The organism is Caballeronia sp. KNU42, from assembly GCF_053760385.1.
Genome location: NZ_CM132388.1, coordinates 3,261,798 through 3,276,710, shown reverse-complemented (window position 1 = coordinate 3,276,710; position 14,913 = coordinate 3,261,798). Strand labels below are relative to the sequence as shown.

Genomic DNA, 14,913 nt, shown 5'->3' with positions numbered 1-14,913 from the left:
CGCCAGCTTCCTTTCAGAAAGAAGCTGACCGAATGGGTACGACCGTCAGGCAGCCGGACTGATCTCTACACGCCGTGCTTCTCTCGCGTCGGTACCGCCCGTGATCGTTTCCGGCTTCTTCAAAATGATGCGGTCTTCCGCCACGCCCGCGGCCTTCAGCGCGTCGCGAACAGCCTGCGCACGCGTCTTCGCCAGTTCGGCGTTCTTCGCGGCGGAGCCGGTTGCGTCGGTGAAACCTGACAGCGTCAGCTTGGCGTCCGGATGCGCCTTCGCGTAGTCCGCTGCAGCCTGGACGGCGCTGGCGGCGTCGGCGGGCAATGCATCCTTGCCCGTCTCGAAGTACACGCTCGCCGGCAACGAAGCCGCCGGAGCCGAGGCGTCCGACGCCGCAGCAGATGCTGCCGGAGCCGCACTGGCTGCGTCCGAACCCGCAGTTGCGCCGCTTGCAGCTGCATCCGATCCGGCGGCCGCAGCACCTGCGCCTGCCAGATGATCGCCGCCGGCCGGCATCTTGCCGTTACGTGCGTCGGCAACTTGCAGGGGTTGCAGGATGTCGCCCGTGTGGTTGCCCCAGGTATTGCGTTCGTACGTGATCACCGATGCGATCTCGACGTTGTTGAGCGTCGCGCCCCAGTTCGGCATCGCGCCTTTGCCCTTCAACACAATGCTCACGTGGTCCGCGATCGGGCCATTGGCGATCTTGCTGCCATCGAGCGCCGGAAACTGGCCTGCGCCCTTGCCGGTCGGCTGGTGGCAGACAGCGCAATTCGACGAATAGACCTGAGCGCCACGGGCCTTCAGCTCGTCCATCGTGTACGTCTTGTTCGGATCGTCCGCGCTGGCGGCCATTTTCTTCTTCTGGCCATCGACCCATGCCGCGTAGTCGTCAGCCGACAAAACTTCGACCACGACCGGCATGAACGCGTGTTCCTTGCCGCACAACTCGGTGCAGAAGCCGCGATACGTGCCGACCTTCTCAGCCTTGAACCACGTGTCGCGCACGAAGCCGGGGATTGCATCCTGTTTCACGCCGAATGCCGGCACGTACCACGAGTGCACGACGTCGTTGGCCGTGGTAATGATGCGGATTTTCTTGTCGACCGGAACCACGAGCGGGTTGTCGACTTCCTGCAGATAAAGCTCGCCAATCGGCGCCTGGCCGTTCGTCTGGCTACGCGGCGTGGACAGCGTGGACAGGAAGTTGATGCCTTCGCCCGGCCCCTTCACATAGTCGTAGCCCCACTTCCACTGATAACCGGTCACTTTCACGGTCAGGTCAGCGTTGGTGGTGTCTTTCATCGCGACGACGGTCCTCGTGGCCGGCAGGGCCATCAGCACGACAATCACGAACGGGACGATCGTCCAGATGATTTCGACGGTGGTGCTTTCGTGGAAATTCGAAGCCTTGTGTCCTTTCGATTTCCGGTGCATCAGGACCGAATAGAACATCACGCCGAACACGCCGAGGAAAATCACCGTGCAGATGATCAGCATGAACGTATGGAGGCTGTAGAGCTCCTCGGCGATCTTCGTCACCGGCGTCTGGAAGTTGAGTTCATTCACTCCAGGACCGCCGGGAACGTCGGTGACCGCCAGGGCTGCGCCGGCGAACAGGAGTCCGCTTAACGCCAGCACGCCCGACAGGGCTCGCTTGATTGTTTTCATAGCTTCCTTACCCAAAATTTCCATTCAGACCCTCGACCCCCGTATGCACCCGTCCGACTCATGCATCGCCTCCCCTGGAAACGATCTACTCGGCGGCGCGTGTCGATGCGTGTGCCGCTTGCTTCGCCCTTCCATGCTTCTTGCCTTTTTGCGGCGCGCTGCCATTCGGACATCCTGAATGCGCCCAGCCGGCGCATTTTCGGACCGTCAGCCGCAACGCGTCAGCCACATCCGTAACTCGATGGCAAACTGCTTGCGACGATGCTGCGCCAGATATATCCCGACCGGCACCGATTCCCCACGCGACACCAGCTTCACCGGATCTCTCGGCGTTGCCCCTGGCTCTACTCTCACCCAGCGCGGATTGAACTCCATCTGCGTCAGCGTTTCGGCATCCATCCGTTCAATCAGAAGCCGGTTTTGAAACAGCAGAATCCGCTCGTAGTCGACAGCATGCCGCGCATAAATGACGAACGCGACACCGACCGCCAGCAATTCGATACCCGTAAAAGGCAGCACCAGCCAAGCGCCTGCCCACACCAGCAAACTCGCGATCAGCAACGAAAACAGCGCAAGCGACACGTAGAAGGCCACGAATTGACGCGGCGAGGCAGAACAGTTCCGCTTGATCAACCAGTCCTTGACGACCGGTTCGGCGTCCATCGGCAGATCAGTTGCTTGCATCGCCGTCTCCCGCGTCAGATTTGTCTCACCCGCGCTGCGTGTTGCGTATCTGCTGCTTTCCTGCTGACTAACTATTGCTCACTTGCGCTCGCCCGTTAGCCACCGCCAATCATTCGGAATACACCCAAAATCATGCCAGCCAGGCGACAAACTGACGCATTATAGGCGCGTTGCCCGGCATCCACAAGCAAGGTGGTGCACGCCGCAAAGCCAAGCCGCACAAGCCTCTGCGCCCTTTTGCCGCATCCTTTTGGATGCTTGTCAACGCGCGTATTCGAGGGGTGCGAATGGCCTTTTCGACTGGTTTACTTGCTTCGTTTTGGGCCTCGTCCTATGTCTTCAAGCCTTACGATACCGTGCCCTTCCGCCGTCATTCGCGGCACCGCCTTCCATGCGTGTCCATAGATCACTTCGAAGGTCAGCGGGATCGTGCCGTCTTCGCGGCGGCGCGCTTCAAGCGCCGCGTGAAGCGCGTCACGCAACGCGCGGGCATGCGTTTGCGGTGCGGCGTCACGCGGATACGCACCCCAGCGGCGCACGTCCTTCAGCAGCGATTCCGGTGACTTGTACGTGATCGTCAGCACCTCCTGATCCATCACCGGAATCTCGAAACCGCTCTCGACCAGCATGTCGCCGAGATCGTGCATATCGACGAATTCGATGGTGTGGCGCTGAGGCGCCAGACCAAGCGTTTTTTCGGCCTGCGCGTACGCGCCGCTGAGCTCTTTCAGTGTGTCGGGACCGAGCGTGCTGAACATCAGCAGGCCGTTCACCTTGAGCACACGGGCCCACTCGGGAAATACAAGGTCGGGCCGCGCGTGCCAGTGCAGCGCGAGATTCGACCAGAGCATCTCGAACGCACTTGCAACAAATGGCAGGTGAGCGAAGTCGCCCTGCGCCAATTGCGGGCCGCGGGCGCCGAACGCCTTGCCCAGCGTGGCGGGAAGAAACCGCCGCCAGCCGGCGTTGGCTTCGGATTCGGCCATCTCGGCCTGATTCGCCCGGGCCAGCATGGCCGCCGACAAATCCATGCCAAGCACCGATGCTTCGGCGAAACGCTCGCGCAGGCCAGGCAGGTCGGCGCCCATGCCGCAGCCCGCGTCGAGCACGCGCACGGGCGTTACCTTGATGTAGTCGAGCCGCTCGCGCATGCGTTGCGCGATCTCGCGCGGCAGGAACGCGACGTCATCGAACGTCGCGGCGCGACGGTCGAAAATGCGCCGCAGACGGCGCGAATCGTAGGCTGGACGGCCAGCGTTGGCAGGAGTTGGGGACATGACAACCTACTTTCTAAGAGTGCGAAGTATACTCGGTCGATTCCTGAAACGTTCAGCCAAAACCAGGCGGTGCAACGGTTCCCGCCGGTTTTCCGGTGTGGTCGCTCGCTCACTCGGGCCGGATTTTTGCGCTGCCACCCATTCTTTGGATCGAACGTATGAAGCTACGGTTTGGTGTCGCATCGTACGGTCAAGGCTCGCTGCGCGCGGCTTCTGCCACCGCGCTGCGGCGGCTCGGCCAGATGCGCGACATCGCGTTGCCCAATCAGTGCGCATTGTGTGGCAATTTGTCGCAGAAGGTGTTGTGTGCCGGCTGCGATGAACAGTATTGGAACCAGACACGCACACGATGCCCGGTTTGTGCATTGCCGGTGCCGGTTCTTGCTGCGGCATCGGCCGCATCCGCCGGCGTTAAAAGTGGAGCGCATCTGCCTTGCAGGCGATGTATTGCGGAACCCCCGCATTTCGACGCGACCATCGCGCTGGCCGATTATCACGCGCCACTCGATACACTCGCGCTCGATCTCAAGTTTCACGCGCGGCTGGCAACGGCCGACGAATTTGCGCGTCAGTTGCAAGCCGCCTTCGAGGACACCAACGCGGCGGCGCCGGATATCGTCGCACCCGTGCCGCTGTCGCCACGGCGCCTGAGGACGCGCGGTTACAACCAGGCGTGGTCGATCGGAAAACCGCTTGCGCGCCGGCTCGGCTCGTTGGCGGATGCAACGCTGATCGAGCGCACCAGAGATACGGCACCGCAAGCAAAGCTCGATCTCGATACCCGGCGCAAAAACGTCGGCAATGCGTTCACGGTGCTGCGTGATATACGCGGCCAGCACGTGGCAATTGTCGACGACGTCATGACCTCCGGCGCCACGCTAGACGCGCTGGCCTTTACGCTGAAAGCCGCCGGTGCGCGGCGTGTCACCAACTTTGTCGCGCTGCGCACGCCGCAAGACTAATTTTCAAGAGTTATTGCTTATGTTCAATGTCGTACTGGTCGAACCTGAAATTCCGCCGAACACCGGTAACGTGATCCGGCTGTGCGCCAATACGGGCGCTCGGCTGCATTTGATCGAACCGCTCGGTTTCCCTCTCGACGACGCCAAGATGCGCCGCGCCGGCCTCGATTACCACGAGTACGCGCAGATGCACGTGCACGCCAACTGGGACGCGTTCATCGAAACGGAAACGCCCGACGCGAACCGCATGTTTGCGTTCACCACGCGCGGCTCAACGCCATTTTTCGGGCACGCGTTCCAGGCAGGCGACTGGTTTGTCTTCGGTGCCGAGACCCGGGGTCTCTCAGACGCGGTGCTCACGCAGTTCACGAACGACCGGCGCGTGCGTTTGCCTATGCGCCCGGGGAACAGGAGTTTGAATTTATCGAATACGGTGGCGATTGTGACGTTCGAAGCCTGGCGTCAAACCGGGTTCGAGGGCGGCGAATAGTTTCTACGCACCAACCGACCCCTCACTCCGCTTTTGCGTCACGGCTTAACAACGCGTGAACCGCGTCACGCGGGGCGATGTTTTCGAACAGCACGCGACACACCGCCTGCGTGATCGGCATCTCGATGCCATGAGACTCCGCCAGCGCCAGCACCGCATGCGCGCATCGCACGCCCTCGGCCACATGACCGAGCGCCGCGAGAATGTCGGTGAGCGAGCGGCCTGTCGCCAACTGCATACCCACCGTGCGATTACGCGACAAATCTCCCGTCGCCGTGAGAATCAGGTCGCCGAGCCCGGTCAGGCCGGTGAAGGTTTCCGCGCGGCCGCCGAGCGCCACACCGAGCCGCGACATCTCGGCCAGTCCGCGCGTAATCAACGCGGCCCGGGCGTTGAGGCCCAGGCCGAGTCCATCGGCAATGCCGGTTGCAATGGCCAGCACGTTCTTCACCGCGCCGCCCACTTCCACGCCAATCACGTCGTCGCCGGTATAAATGCGCATGGCGCCGTGATGAAACGCGGCAACGGTCCGCTCGCCAAGCGTGGCCGACGCGCTCGCGATGGTCAGCGCCACGGGCAAACCCAGCCCGACTTCGCGCGCGAAGCTCGGGCCGGAAAGTGTGCCGTTGCTTATCTGCTGAGGCAATTCGGCCGCCACCACCTCGTTCGGCAGGCATTGCGTATCGGCTTCGAAGCCTTTGCACAACCAGACGATATGCGCAGGAACAATACCCAGTTCACGCATGTTGCGGCATAACGCACGCAAGCCCGCGACCGGTGCTGCCACCACGCACAGAGCGTCTTCGGCCGCGCCGTGGGCCAGCGCCGAAGCGAGATCCGCGTCGTACTGAAGCGCTGCGGGCAGCGTTATGCCGCGCAGGTAGCGCTCGTTTTCGTGCGTTTGGGATAGGGACTCGATGAGCGCGCGATCGCGCGCCCAGAGCACCGTGGGGTGGCGAGTGGCCAGATGGCCAGCCAGTGCGGTGCCCCACGCACCGGCGCCGAGAACGGCTACTTGCATGCCCGGCTCCGGAAAGTGCGTAATTTAGTTCAGCGTCGCGCCGTTGGCCACGCCTTCCTGAGCTGCCGACAACTGCGAAATACGTTGTTCGTACAGCGCCTGGAAATTGATCTCGGCGAGGTGGATCGGCGGGAAACCGGCGCGGGTGATGGCGTCGGCAATGTTCGAGCGCAGGTACGGGAACAGGATGGTCGGGCACGCAATGCCGACGAGCGGATCGATTTGATCGGCCGGAATATTGCGGATATCGAAAATACCGGCTTGCTTGGCTTCGATCAGGAACGCGACCTTTTCCGAGACCTTCGCGGTCACGGTGCCCGTCACCAGCACTTCGAACACGCTTTCCGCCAGACGCTCGGCCTTTACGTCCACTTCCACTTCCACCGACGGCATTTCCTGCTCGAGGAAAATACCCGGCGAATTGGGCTGCTCGAGCGACATGTCCTTCAAATAGATGCGCTGGATGTTGAAGAACGGCTGGTTGTTGTCGTCAGACATGGTTGATTCCCTTGATTATTTAATGTGCCGCTCGCGATTTTTCCGGTTTTTTCCGGCTGAAAACCGCGGGCGGCTTAATTGCGCAGCGAATGCATTCACGCCGACGCGCCCGGCCTGGGCGATCCGCTGCTTGTTCAGGCGGCGTCGAGCAGCGGCACCAGGCCGCCTTTGCGATCGAGCGCGGACAGATCGTCGTAACCGCCAACATGCGTCTCGCCGATAAACACCTGGGGCACCGTTCGGCGCCCTGTACGCGTCATCATTTCGTCACGCCGGGCCGGATCACGGTCGATCAGCACCTTCTCGACGTTTTCCACGCCGCGCGACTTTAGTAGACGTTCGGCCATCTGGCAATACGGGCACACCTGCGTGCTGTACATGATCACTTTATTCACTTCACCGCTCCTTGTTTCACGACCGGCATGCCGGCTTTCTGCCAGGCATCCAGCCCGCCCTGCAATACGTGGACTTCAGCGTAGCCGGCATCGCTCACGATCTGGCTCGCCTTCTGGGACTGTTGGCCGGTCTGACACACGAGCAAGACCGGATTGCTCTTATTCTTCGCGATTTGGCCACTTTTTGCTTGAAGCTCCGAAATATCGAAGTTTCGCGCCGCCGGCAGATGCCCTTTCGAATACTCGGCAGCGGGCCGCACGTCGATCACGGAGGCATTACGCCGGTTGATCAGTTGTACGGCCTCGGGAGCGGTAACACTTCCGCGGCCGCGCTTCGAAAACGTCGGCCAAAGCAGCAACCCACCAGAAATGAGGGCGACGGCGATAAGAACAAGGTTGGTGTAATCGGTGAAAAACTTCACGTCGGGACCGCCGGATTGGGAGTGTGGAAAAATGAAAGGTCGAAAAAAATCGGGACAATCCAGCCATTATAAAATAACCGTCCTCCGGGATGGACTCGACCGATCGGCCGAGTTGCGCCAGAACGCATTGCCGCACAGAATCGATGCCAGTTTCCTGCTTTTTGCCGCTTCCTAACTAACCGACCTCTCAACGGACATCATGTACAAGCTAGTGCTCATCCGCCACGGCGAATCCACGTGGAACAAGGAAAACCGATTCACCGGCTGGGTCGACGTCGACCTGACAGAACAAGGCAATCATGAAGCCCAGCAGGCCGGCCTGCTGCTGAAGGAAGCCGGCTTCAGCTTTGACCTGGCCTACACCTCGGTGCTCAAGCGCGCGATCCGCACGCTCTGGCACGTGCAGGACCAGATGGACGAAATGTATTTGCCCGTCGTCCATTCGTGGCGGCTGAACGAGCGGCATTACGGTGCGCTTTCCGGCCTGAACAAGGCCGAGACCGCCAAGAAATACGGCGACGAGCAAGTGCTGATCTGGCGCAGGAGTTACGACACGCCCCCGCCCGCGCTCGATCCGTCCGACGAACGCACCGCGTTCAACGACCCTCGTTATGCGAAAGTGCCGCGCGAGCAGTTGCCTTTGACCGAATGCCTGAAGGATACGGTCGCCCGCGTCATGCCTATCTGGAACGAGTCCATTGCGCCAGCCATCAAGTCGGGCAAGCGCGTGTTGATTGCCGCGCATGGCAATTCCATGCGCGCGTTGATCAAGTATCTGGACGGCATTTCCGACGACGACATCGTTGGCCTGAATGTCCCGAACGGCGTGCCGCTGGTGTATGAACTCGACGAGAACCTGAAGCCGATCAAGCATTATTATCTCGGCGACCCGGAGGCGATTGCCAAGGCGCAAGCGGCAGTTGCGAAGCAAGGGAAGGCGGGGTAACGGCTTTTGTTTCGAGATTGATCGACGGTTGCGGGTGCTTTGATCCGGCACTCGTGACCGTTGGCTTGAAGCATGGCCTTGTATTTCCCCGGCGGTGCCAGTCGCTCGCGACGCTAAGCACAGAGCGATCTGCCGAACTGGGTCGCGCCGCTGCGCGCTTGAGGCAGCCGTGATTCATGGGCCTCGCGGCGCGGGTTCAAGGCGACGCCACCTTTCGCCTGCACGCTTCAAGCCGGCACAGCCGAGATTTCGACCGCCATCCGGGCGAGTGCACGGACGCTTCATTCCACCGGCTCACCAGCGTCTATCGTCCGAATGGGCGAAAATAAGCAGCCCAAATTCTCTCTTCGCGAATCATCTTTAAACCGGGCCCGACATTTGCGCTCGGATAATGGTTTGGAAACCGCCGCACACAAAAAGAACCCGCCCATTCAATTTCCGGCGAAGCCCTTTAAGCTGCGTTTAAGTCGTGGTCCGAGGCTTGCAGTTATACTGCCCAGTCAACCACGACGCAGCCTAATCCGCTTCCGACCGCAACAGACTCTATGCGAAAGAACCTGAAAAACATCGGCCTGATCGCCGCGGGCCTTGCTACCGGCGTATTTGCAACGCTGCAACTGTCCGCATCCGCCCAGCAAGCCGCTACCGCGCCTCTCCCGCTAGATCAATTGCGGTTGTTTGCCGAAGTATTCGGGCAGATCAAGCATGAATACGTCGAGCCGGTCGACGATAAAAAACTTCTCACCGCGGCTATCAAGGGCATGGTGTCGAGCCTCGATCCGCATTCGTCATATTTAGATAAAACCGACTACGAAGAGCTTCAGGAGCAGACCAAGGGTCGCTTCGCGGGCCTCGGTATCGAAATTTCGTCGGAAGATGGCTTGATCAAGGTGATTTCGCCTATTGAAGATACGCCGGCGTTCCACGCCGGCATTCGTCCGGGCGACCTGATCACGCGCATCAACGACAAGCCGGTGCGCGGCATGACACTGGATAATGCCGTCAAGCAAATGCGCGGCGATCCGGGCACGAAGGTCACGCTGACCATCTTCCGCAAGACCGACGACCGGACCTTCCCGGTCACGGTCACGCGCGCAATCATCCGCGTGCAGAGCGTGAAGATGAAGGTTCCGGCGCCGGGTTACGGCTACATCCGGATCACGAGCTTCCAGGAACGCACAGTGCCGGATCTCGCCGCGAAGCTGCAGGATCTCGCGCGCCAGCAGCCGGACCTGAAGGGCCTGGTGCTTGACCTTCGTAACAATGGCGGCGGTTTGCTGCAGAGCGCGGTCGGCGTAGCCGGTGCGTTCCTGCCGGATAACGCCGTGGTGGTGTCGACGAATGGACAAATCGCGGATGCGAAGCAAACTTTCCGCGATACCTACGACAACTATCGCCTGCCCTCCTTCGACTCTGATCCGCTGAAGAACCTGCCGGAAATCTTCAAGAAGGTGCCCATGGTCGTGTTGACCAATGCGTACTCGGCGTCGGCCTCGGAGATCGTCGCGGGCGCGCTGCAGGATCATCATCGCGCGTTGATTGTCGGCAAGACCACGTTCGGCAAGGGCTCGGTGCAAACCGTCCGGCCAATGACCGCCGACACCGCGCTGCGCCTGACCACCGCGTATTACTACACACCGAGCGGCAGATCGATCCAGAACAAGGGCATCCGCCCGGACGTTCCAGTCGATCAATACGCTGAGGGTGATCCGGACGACGCTCTCGTCACGCGCGAAGTGGATTATTCGAACCACCTGGCCAATACGCAGGATCCGGACGAGAAGAAGGAACAGGAAGCGCGCGAAGCGGACCGGCTCGAGCAACTGCGGATTCTTGAAGAGCAAAACGACAAGAAGACCCCGGAACAGCGCCGCAAGGATCGCGAGCGCAAGCCGGTCGACTTCGGCACGTCTGACGACTTCATGCTCACGCAAGCGCTGAACAAGCTTGAGGGCAAGCCGGTGCAGGAATCGAAGTCTTATTCCGAACGCAAGCTCGCGCAGGATAAGCCGGCTCCGTCGGCTTCGGCTCCCATCGCTGTCAAACCAGCGTTGCCGGCTACACCAGGGGCGGACACGCCTGCGTCAGGTGTGCCGGGCGCCAACGCTACGCCGGCGCCCGCCTCTGCACCGGCGCCCGCTTCGGCTACACAGTAAGTTTTGTCTCGGTTTCAGTCGGCGCGGGCTTGATGTCTGCGCCGACTGGTTCAGCAGCAAGCAGCGAACTCACCTCACCGCCGTCCGGCAAAACATAGCGCCGCGCCAGTCGCACTCTTCCGCCTCCTCCCCAGCTTCCTGTTGCATGGGACCGGAGCAAGTGCTCCGCACCAACTCACCTCGACACGCGATTAAAATAGCGGTTTCGCGATCGCGCGCCTGCGCCTGTTTCCTGCTGCCAGGCGTTCCGGTCGTAGCCTACTTGAGCGCTCGATGAACGACGACCAGCTTCTCCGCTATTCCCGGCACATCCTCGTCGACGAAATCGGCATTGAAGCGCAACAACGCTTTCTCGATGCACACGCCATCATCATCGGTGCGGGTGGGCTCGGGTCGCCCGCCGCGATGTATCTGGCGGCGGCGGGTGTCGGAGAGATCACGCTGGTCGATGCCGATTCCGTCGATCTCACCAATCTCCAGCGCCAGATCCTGCACACAAGTGCATCGGTCGGCGAACCGAAGGTGGAGTCGGCCCGCGCTACGCTCGCCGCGCTCAACCCCGGCGTGAAGGTGACCACAGTCGCAGTTCGCGCCGATGCAGCCTGGCTCGACGCCCACGTCCCGAGCGCCACCGTCGTGCTCGATTGCACCGATAACTTCGCCACCCGCCACGCGATCAACGCTGCCTGTTTCGCCCACGGCGTGCCGCTCGTCTCCGGCGCAGCACTTCGCTTCGATGGCCAGATCAGCACCTTCGACTTTCGCTCGGATGAATCGCCCTGCTACGCATGTGTGTTTCCGCCGGACGACGCCTTCGAGGAAGTCGCGTGCTCGACCATGGGCGTCTTCTCGCCGACGGTCGGCATTATCGGCGCCATGCAGGCGGCCGAGGCGTTGCGCGTAGTAGGCGGGTTCGGCACTACGCTCGAAGGCCGCCTGATGATGCTCGATTCGCTGCGTATGGAATGGAACACGATGCGCATCGCACGGCAGGCAACCTGCCCGGTATGCGGAAGCCACGCACAGAAATAGTCTGTTCAAGCGCGATCGCAAAACCCCATCCACTTGCCACGCGAACGTCTATTGACGCCGCTGTCTCAAATTTAAGAGTTCTCCAATTTTCCTAAGCGCCGGGCCAGCCTATCGTGGCCGCTACGCTTTCAATGCAATTGGAGAACACATGAACGAGACCGAAACGCGGCACACGCAACGCGGCAGGACGGAAACCGAATTTGCTCAGCCTGGCATTGCGTCCCAGACCGGACCCGAAGGCATCCTCTACGATTTCAACTACGGCTGCCGCGTGCAAGTGCCTGTAGACGGATGGCGCGTCCGGATGATCGATCTCGACACGTTCAATGTGCTTCTCGACGAAACCGCGCAAGCCAATGCGGTGATCACGAGCAGGCGCAAATATTTCGTGCGTTTCCTGCTGGAAGTATTCGATGGCGAGCGGCTCGTGTTCCGCCATTCGTTCGATGCCACCAACCAAAAAGTGCGCATCCACATGCGCTCGCTGGCGTTAGGCGATTCGCTCGCGTGGCTGCCGGTCATCGATGCATTCCGTGAGCAACATCAATGCGAAATCCACGTGCTGTTGCCGGCGCATCTGGAAGCGCTTTATCGCGACAGCTATCCCCATCTCCACATCGATGCAGAAGCCGAACCGGATCGCAACCGGGACACGTACTACGCGACGTATTACGTCGGCCTGTTCAAGCCGTTTTCGGAACGCGATCATCAACCCACCGATCCGCGCGTGAGCAACCTGCAGGACATCGCCGCGTATCTGCTTGGTGTACCGTGCCAGGAACGCAAGCCGAATCTGGTCATCGCGGATAAGACGCGCAAGATTGCCGAACGTTACGTATGCATCGCGACGCAGGCCACCGCGCAATGCAAGTACTGGAACAACCCGCGAGGCTGGGCAACGTTGATCGAGCATTTGAAAGCGCGGGGTTATCGGGTGTTATGCATCGACCGCGACAAGCGCTACGGCAACGCGCAACACATGAACACCATGCCGGAAGGCGCCGAAGACTTCACCGGCAACCAGCCATTGCAGGAACGCGTAAGCCTGCTGCATCACGCGGATTTTTTTATCGGATTGGGGAGCGGGCTGTCGTGGCTCGCATGGGCGGCAGGCACACCTGTGATCATGATCAGCGGTTTCTCGCATCCGTCGACCGAGTTCCACACGCCGTATCGCGTGATCAACTTCCACAGTTGCAATAGCTGCTTCAACGATACAACCGTCGAGTTCGATTCGGAGAATTTCGCGTGGTGCCCGCACCGCTTCGACAAGTCGCAGCCGTTTCAATGCACGGCCATCATCACACCTGAGTTCGTGATGCGCATCGTCGATAAACTCATCGACGAGCGCAACCTCGCTCAGACCTTCTGAAGCAACGCCAGAGCGGCGAGCAACTCCGCGGGTTCATACGCGGCGAGCACGTCCGCCACCGGCTTTTGCAACGCCTTCAGATCCGCCCGCAGGATCTCTTGCTTGACCACGAGCAACTGGCTTGGGTGCATCGAAAACTCGGTGAGGCCCATGCCGAGCAGCAGGCGCGTCACGGAAGGATCGCCGGCCATTTCACCGCACACGGACACGGGGACGCCTGCGACCTTCGCTTCACGCAGCGTGAACGCGATCAGGTGCAACACCGCCGGATGCAACGGGTCGTAAAGATGCGCGACGGCGTTATCGGCGCGATCGATTGCCAGCGTGTACTGGATCAGGTCGTTAGTCCCGATCGACAGGAAATCCAGCCGCTTCAGGAACAGCCGCACGGCAATCGCGGCCGCCGGAATCTCGATCATCGCGCCAACCTGAATGTTGCGATCGTACTCAATACCCGCGTCGTCCAACTGGCGCTTCGCTTCGTGAATCAGGTCGAGCGTCTGGTCGATTTCCTGCGCATGCGCGAGCATGGGGATCAGGATCTTCGCCCGGCCGAACGCCGATGCCCGCAAGATTGCCCGCAATTGCGTCATGAACATCTGCGGCTCGGACAGGCTCCAGCGGATCGCCCGCAAACCCAGCGCCGGGTTTTGCGCGGTCTCGTAACCGTCGCCGCCGCTCATGGATTCGAGCGGCTTGTCCGCGCCCACGTCGATCGTGCGGATGGTGACCGGCCGGCCCTTCATCAGCTCGATCGCCCGCCGGTAGGCCGCGAATTGCTCTTCCTCTTCCGGCAGCTCGTCCTTGTGATTCATGAACAGGAATTCGCTGCGGAACAAACCCACGCCCATGGCGCCCGCATCGAGCGCCGTCTTGGCGTCGTCGGGTAATTCGATGTTCGCGCACAAGTCGATCTTGGTGCCGTCCAACGTTTGCGTCGGCGAGAACTTGAGGCGCTGCAGCTTGCGCTGCTCCAACACCTTTTCGCTCTGCCGGTACGAATACTCTTCCAACACGATCGGCGCGGGATCGACGATCACGATGCCGTGATCCCCATCCACGATGATCAAGTCGTTCTGCCGGATCAGCGCGCTTGCCTGCTGCACGCCGACCGACGCGGGAATGCCGAGACTGCGGGCGACGATCGCCGTGTGCGACGTACGGCCGCCGAGGTCCGTCACGAAACCTTTGAACGCTTGGGTCTTGAACTGCAGCATGTCCGCGGGCGCTATGTCATGGGCGACCACGATCATGTCGCTGTGGCCGTTGGTCGCGGCCCCATCCACGACGAGCGTAGCGGTTGACGGTGCGCCGGCCAGCGCCTTCAGCACGCGCTCGACCACCTGTTGAATATCGGCTTTGCGCTCGCGCAAATATTCGTCTTCGATATCGTCGAAATGGCGGCTCAGGATTTCAAGCTGCTCGGTCAGCGCCCATTCCACGTTATAGCGGCGCGTACGCACGAGATCGATGGTTTCGTGAACGAGCATGGCGTCGTTCAGGATCATGGAGTGGACGTTGATAAACGCGCCCATCTCGCTGGGGGCATCCGCAGCCAGGTCGTCGCGCAGCGCATCCAGCTCTGCGTGCACCTGCGCCTGCGCCGCGTGAAAGCGTTCAATTTCACTGTCGATGCGATCCGGTTCGACCAGATAGTGATCGACATCGAGTGCAGCCGCCGCGATCAAATACGCGCGGCCGATGGCGATACCGCGCGAAACGGGAATTCCATGCAGCGTGAACGACACGCGCACCTCTCTCTAGTTATGGGTGTCTCACGGTTTGTCGACCACCGGCTGGCAGTGCGAGTCCGCGCACCATTATAAATTCGAACACGATCCGGCACCCTTTGCGGTGCAGCAAGTTTCTGTCACAAAATGACGAAGTTTATTGCGCGGCATGTCAGCGTCACTCGAGTCCCCGCCGCGCATGTCGGCGCCATGACTACGGACACAAAAAAGCCGCGTCGATGCGCGGCTTTTTTCAGTGCTGC

Annotated in this window: 14 protein-coding genes; 6 read left to right on the top strand and 8 right to left on the bottom strand. The window is 60.9% G+C overall.

Annotated features, from left to right (window positions below):
- Positions 1–45 precede the first annotated feature (45 nt).
- The 3 genes from coxB to ACSOSP_RS14790 form a co-directional block, all read right to left on the bottom strand.
- A complete protein-coding gene (gene coxB, locus ACSOSP_RS14800) occupies positions 46–1,689 on the bottom strand; it encodes a cytochrome c oxidase subunit II (protein WP_455307798.1) in 1,644 nt (547 codons plus the stop codon).
- 183 nt (positions 1,690–1,872) lie between these two features.
- A complete protein-coding gene (locus ACSOSP_RS14795; protein ID WP_455307796.1) occupies positions 1,873–2,349 on the bottom strand; it encodes a DUF2244 domain-containing protein in 477 nt (158 codons plus the stop codon).
- 305 nt (positions 2,350–2,654) lie between these two features.
- A complete protein-coding gene (locus ACSOSP_RS14790; RefSeq protein ID WP_455307794.1) occupies positions 2,655–3,626 on the bottom strand; it encodes a methyltransferase domain-containing protein in 972 nt (323 codons plus the stop codon).
- Between the two features lie 158 nt (positions 3,627–3,784).
- Between ACSOSP_RS14790 and ACSOSP_RS14785 the strand changes: the two genes are divergently transcribed.
- Positions 3,785–4,588: a ComF family protein gene (locus ACSOSP_RS14785; RefSeq protein WP_455307792.1), complete on the top strand. Its 804-nt coding sequence runs from the start codon at positions 3,785–3,787 to the stop codon at positions 4,586–4,588.
- 19 nt (positions 4,589–4,607) lie between these two features.
- On the top strand, positions 4,608–5,078 hold the full coding sequence (gene trmL / locus ACSOSP_RS14780) for a tRNA (uridine(34)/cytosine(34)/5-carboxymethylaminomethyluridine(34)-2'-O)-methyltransferase TrmL (RefSeq protein WP_455307790.1): 471 nt from the start codon (positions 4,608–4,610) through the stop codon (positions 5,076–5,078).
- Positions 5,079–5,100: 22 nt separating this feature from the next.
- Here trmL and ACSOSP_RS14775 read toward each other — a convergent pair whose 3' ends face one another.
- The 4 genes from ACSOSP_RS14775 to ACSOSP_RS14760 all read right to left on the bottom strand — a co-directional run bounded on the left by ACSOSP_RS14775 (position 5,101) and on the right by ACSOSP_RS14760 (position 7,414).
- Entirely contained in the window at positions 5,101–6,099 is a 999-nt protein-coding gene (locus tag ACSOSP_RS14775) for an NAD(P)H-dependent glycerol-3-phosphate dehydrogenase (protein ID WP_455307788.1), read from the bottom strand.
- A gap of 24 nt (positions 6,100–6,123) precedes the next feature.
- The gene (gene secB / locus ACSOSP_RS14770; RefSeq protein WP_031364341.1) at positions 6,124–6,597 is read right to left on the bottom strand and encodes a protein-export chaperone SecB; all 474 of its coding nucleotides are present in this window, start codon (positions 6,595–6,597) and stop codon (positions 6,124–6,126) included.
- A gap of 134 nt (positions 6,598–6,731) precedes the next feature.
- Positions 6,732–6,992 carry a glutaredoxin 3 gene (grxC, locus tag ACSOSP_RS14765; protein WP_455307785.1) on the bottom strand — a complete coding sequence of 87 codons (261 nt, stop codon included), beginning with the start codon at positions 6,990–6,992 and terminating at the stop codon, positions 6,732–6,734.
- Complete coding sequence (locus ACSOSP_RS14760) at positions 6,989–7,414, bottom strand: rhodanese-like domain-containing protein (protein WP_455307783.1); 426 nt, start codon at positions 7,412–7,414, stop codon at positions 6,989–6,991. The genes grxC and ACSOSP_RS14760 overlap by 4 nt, the downstream gene beginning before the upstream one ends.
- 199 nt (positions 7,415–7,613) lie before the next feature.
- Between ACSOSP_RS14760 and gpmA the strand changes: the two genes are divergently transcribed.
- The 4 genes from gpmA to ACSOSP_RS14740 all read left to right on the top strand — a co-directional run bounded on the left by gpmA (position 7,614) and on the right by ACSOSP_RS14740 (position 12,920).
- Positions 7,614–8,360, top strand: a complete 747-nt coding sequence (gene gpmA, locus ACSOSP_RS14755) for a 2,3-diphosphoglycerate-dependent phosphoglycerate mutase (protein WP_158937138.1) — start codon at positions 7,614–7,616, stop codon at positions 8,358–8,360.
- Between the two features lie 545 nt (positions 8,361–8,905).
- Positions 8,906–10,516, top strand: coding sequence for a S41 family peptidase (locus ACSOSP_RS14750; RefSeq protein WP_455307781.1), 1,611 nt, complete (start codon positions 8,906–8,908; stop codon positions 10,514–10,516).
- A gap of 273 nt (positions 10,517–10,789) precedes the next feature.
- Positions 10,790–11,548: a HesA/MoeB/ThiF family protein gene (locus ACSOSP_RS14745; protein ID WP_455307779.1), complete on the top strand. Its 759-nt coding sequence runs from the start codon at positions 10,790–10,792 to the stop codon at positions 11,546–11,548.
- A 148-nt stretch (positions 11,549–11,696) separates the two neighbouring features.
- Positions 11,697–12,920 carry an autotransporter strand-loop-strand O-heptosyltransferase gene (locus ACSOSP_RS14740; RefSeq protein WP_455307777.1) on the top strand — a complete coding sequence of 408 codons (1,224 nt, stop codon included), beginning with the start codon at positions 11,697–11,699 and terminating at the stop codon, positions 12,918–12,920.
- Here the strand turns inward: ACSOSP_RS14740 and ptsP are convergent.
- Complete coding sequence (gene ptsP, locus ACSOSP_RS14735; protein WP_455307775.1) at positions 12,908–14,668, bottom strand: phosphoenolpyruvate--protein phosphotransferase; 1,761 nt, start codon at positions 14,666–14,668, stop codon at positions 12,908–12,910. The two genes, ACSOSP_RS14740 and ptsP, sit on opposite strands and share 13 nt — an antisense overlap.
- Positions 14,669–14,913 lie beyond the last annotated feature (245 nt).

What these genes read in the sequence shown, in the direction of transcription:
- coxB (WP_455307798.1), bottom strand. Translation starts at nt 1,689, where the DNA reads ATGGAAATTTTGGGTAAGGAAGCTATGAAAACAATCAAGCGAGCCCTG.
- ACSOSP_RS14795 (WP_455307796.1), bottom strand. Translation starts at nt 2,349, where the DNA reads ATGCAAGCAACTGATCTGCCGATGGACGCCGAACCGGTCGTCAAGGAC.
- ACSOSP_RS14790 (WP_455307794.1), bottom strand. Translation starts at nt 3,626, where the DNA reads ATGTCCCCAACTCCTGCCAACGCTGGCCGTCCAGCCTACGATTCGCGC.
- ACSOSP_RS14785 (WP_455307792.1), top strand. Translation starts at nt 3,785, where the DNA reads ATGAAGCTACGGTTTGGTGTCGCATCGTACGGTCAAGGCTCGCTGCGC.
- trmL (WP_455307790.1), top strand. Translation starts at nt 4,608, where the DNA reads ATGTTCAATGTCGTACTGGTCGAACCTGAAATTCCGCCGAACACCGGT.
- ACSOSP_RS14775 (WP_455307788.1), bottom strand. Translation starts at nt 6,099, where the DNA reads ATGCAAGTAGCCGTTCTCGGCGCCGGTGCGTGGGGCACCGCACTGGCT.
- secB (WP_031364341.1), bottom strand. Translation starts at nt 6,597, where the DNA reads ATGTCTGACGACAACAACCAGCCGTTCTTCAACATCCAGCGCATCTAT.
- gpmA (WP_158937138.1), top strand. Translation starts at nt 7,614, where the DNA reads ATGTACAAGCTAGTGCTCATCCGCCACGGCGAATCCACGTGGAACAAG.
- ACSOSP_RS14750 (WP_455307781.1), top strand. Translation starts at nt 8,906, where the DNA reads ATGCGAAAGAACCTGAAAAACATCGGCCTGATCGCCGCGGGCCTTGCT.
- ACSOSP_RS14745 (WP_455307779.1), top strand. Translation starts at nt 10,790, where the DNA reads ATGAACGACGACCAGCTTCTCCGCTATTCCCGGCACATCCTCGTCGAC.
- ACSOSP_RS14740 (WP_455307777.1), top strand. Translation starts at nt 11,697, where the DNA reads ATGAACGAGACCGAAACGCGGCACACGCAACGCGGCAGGACGGAAACC.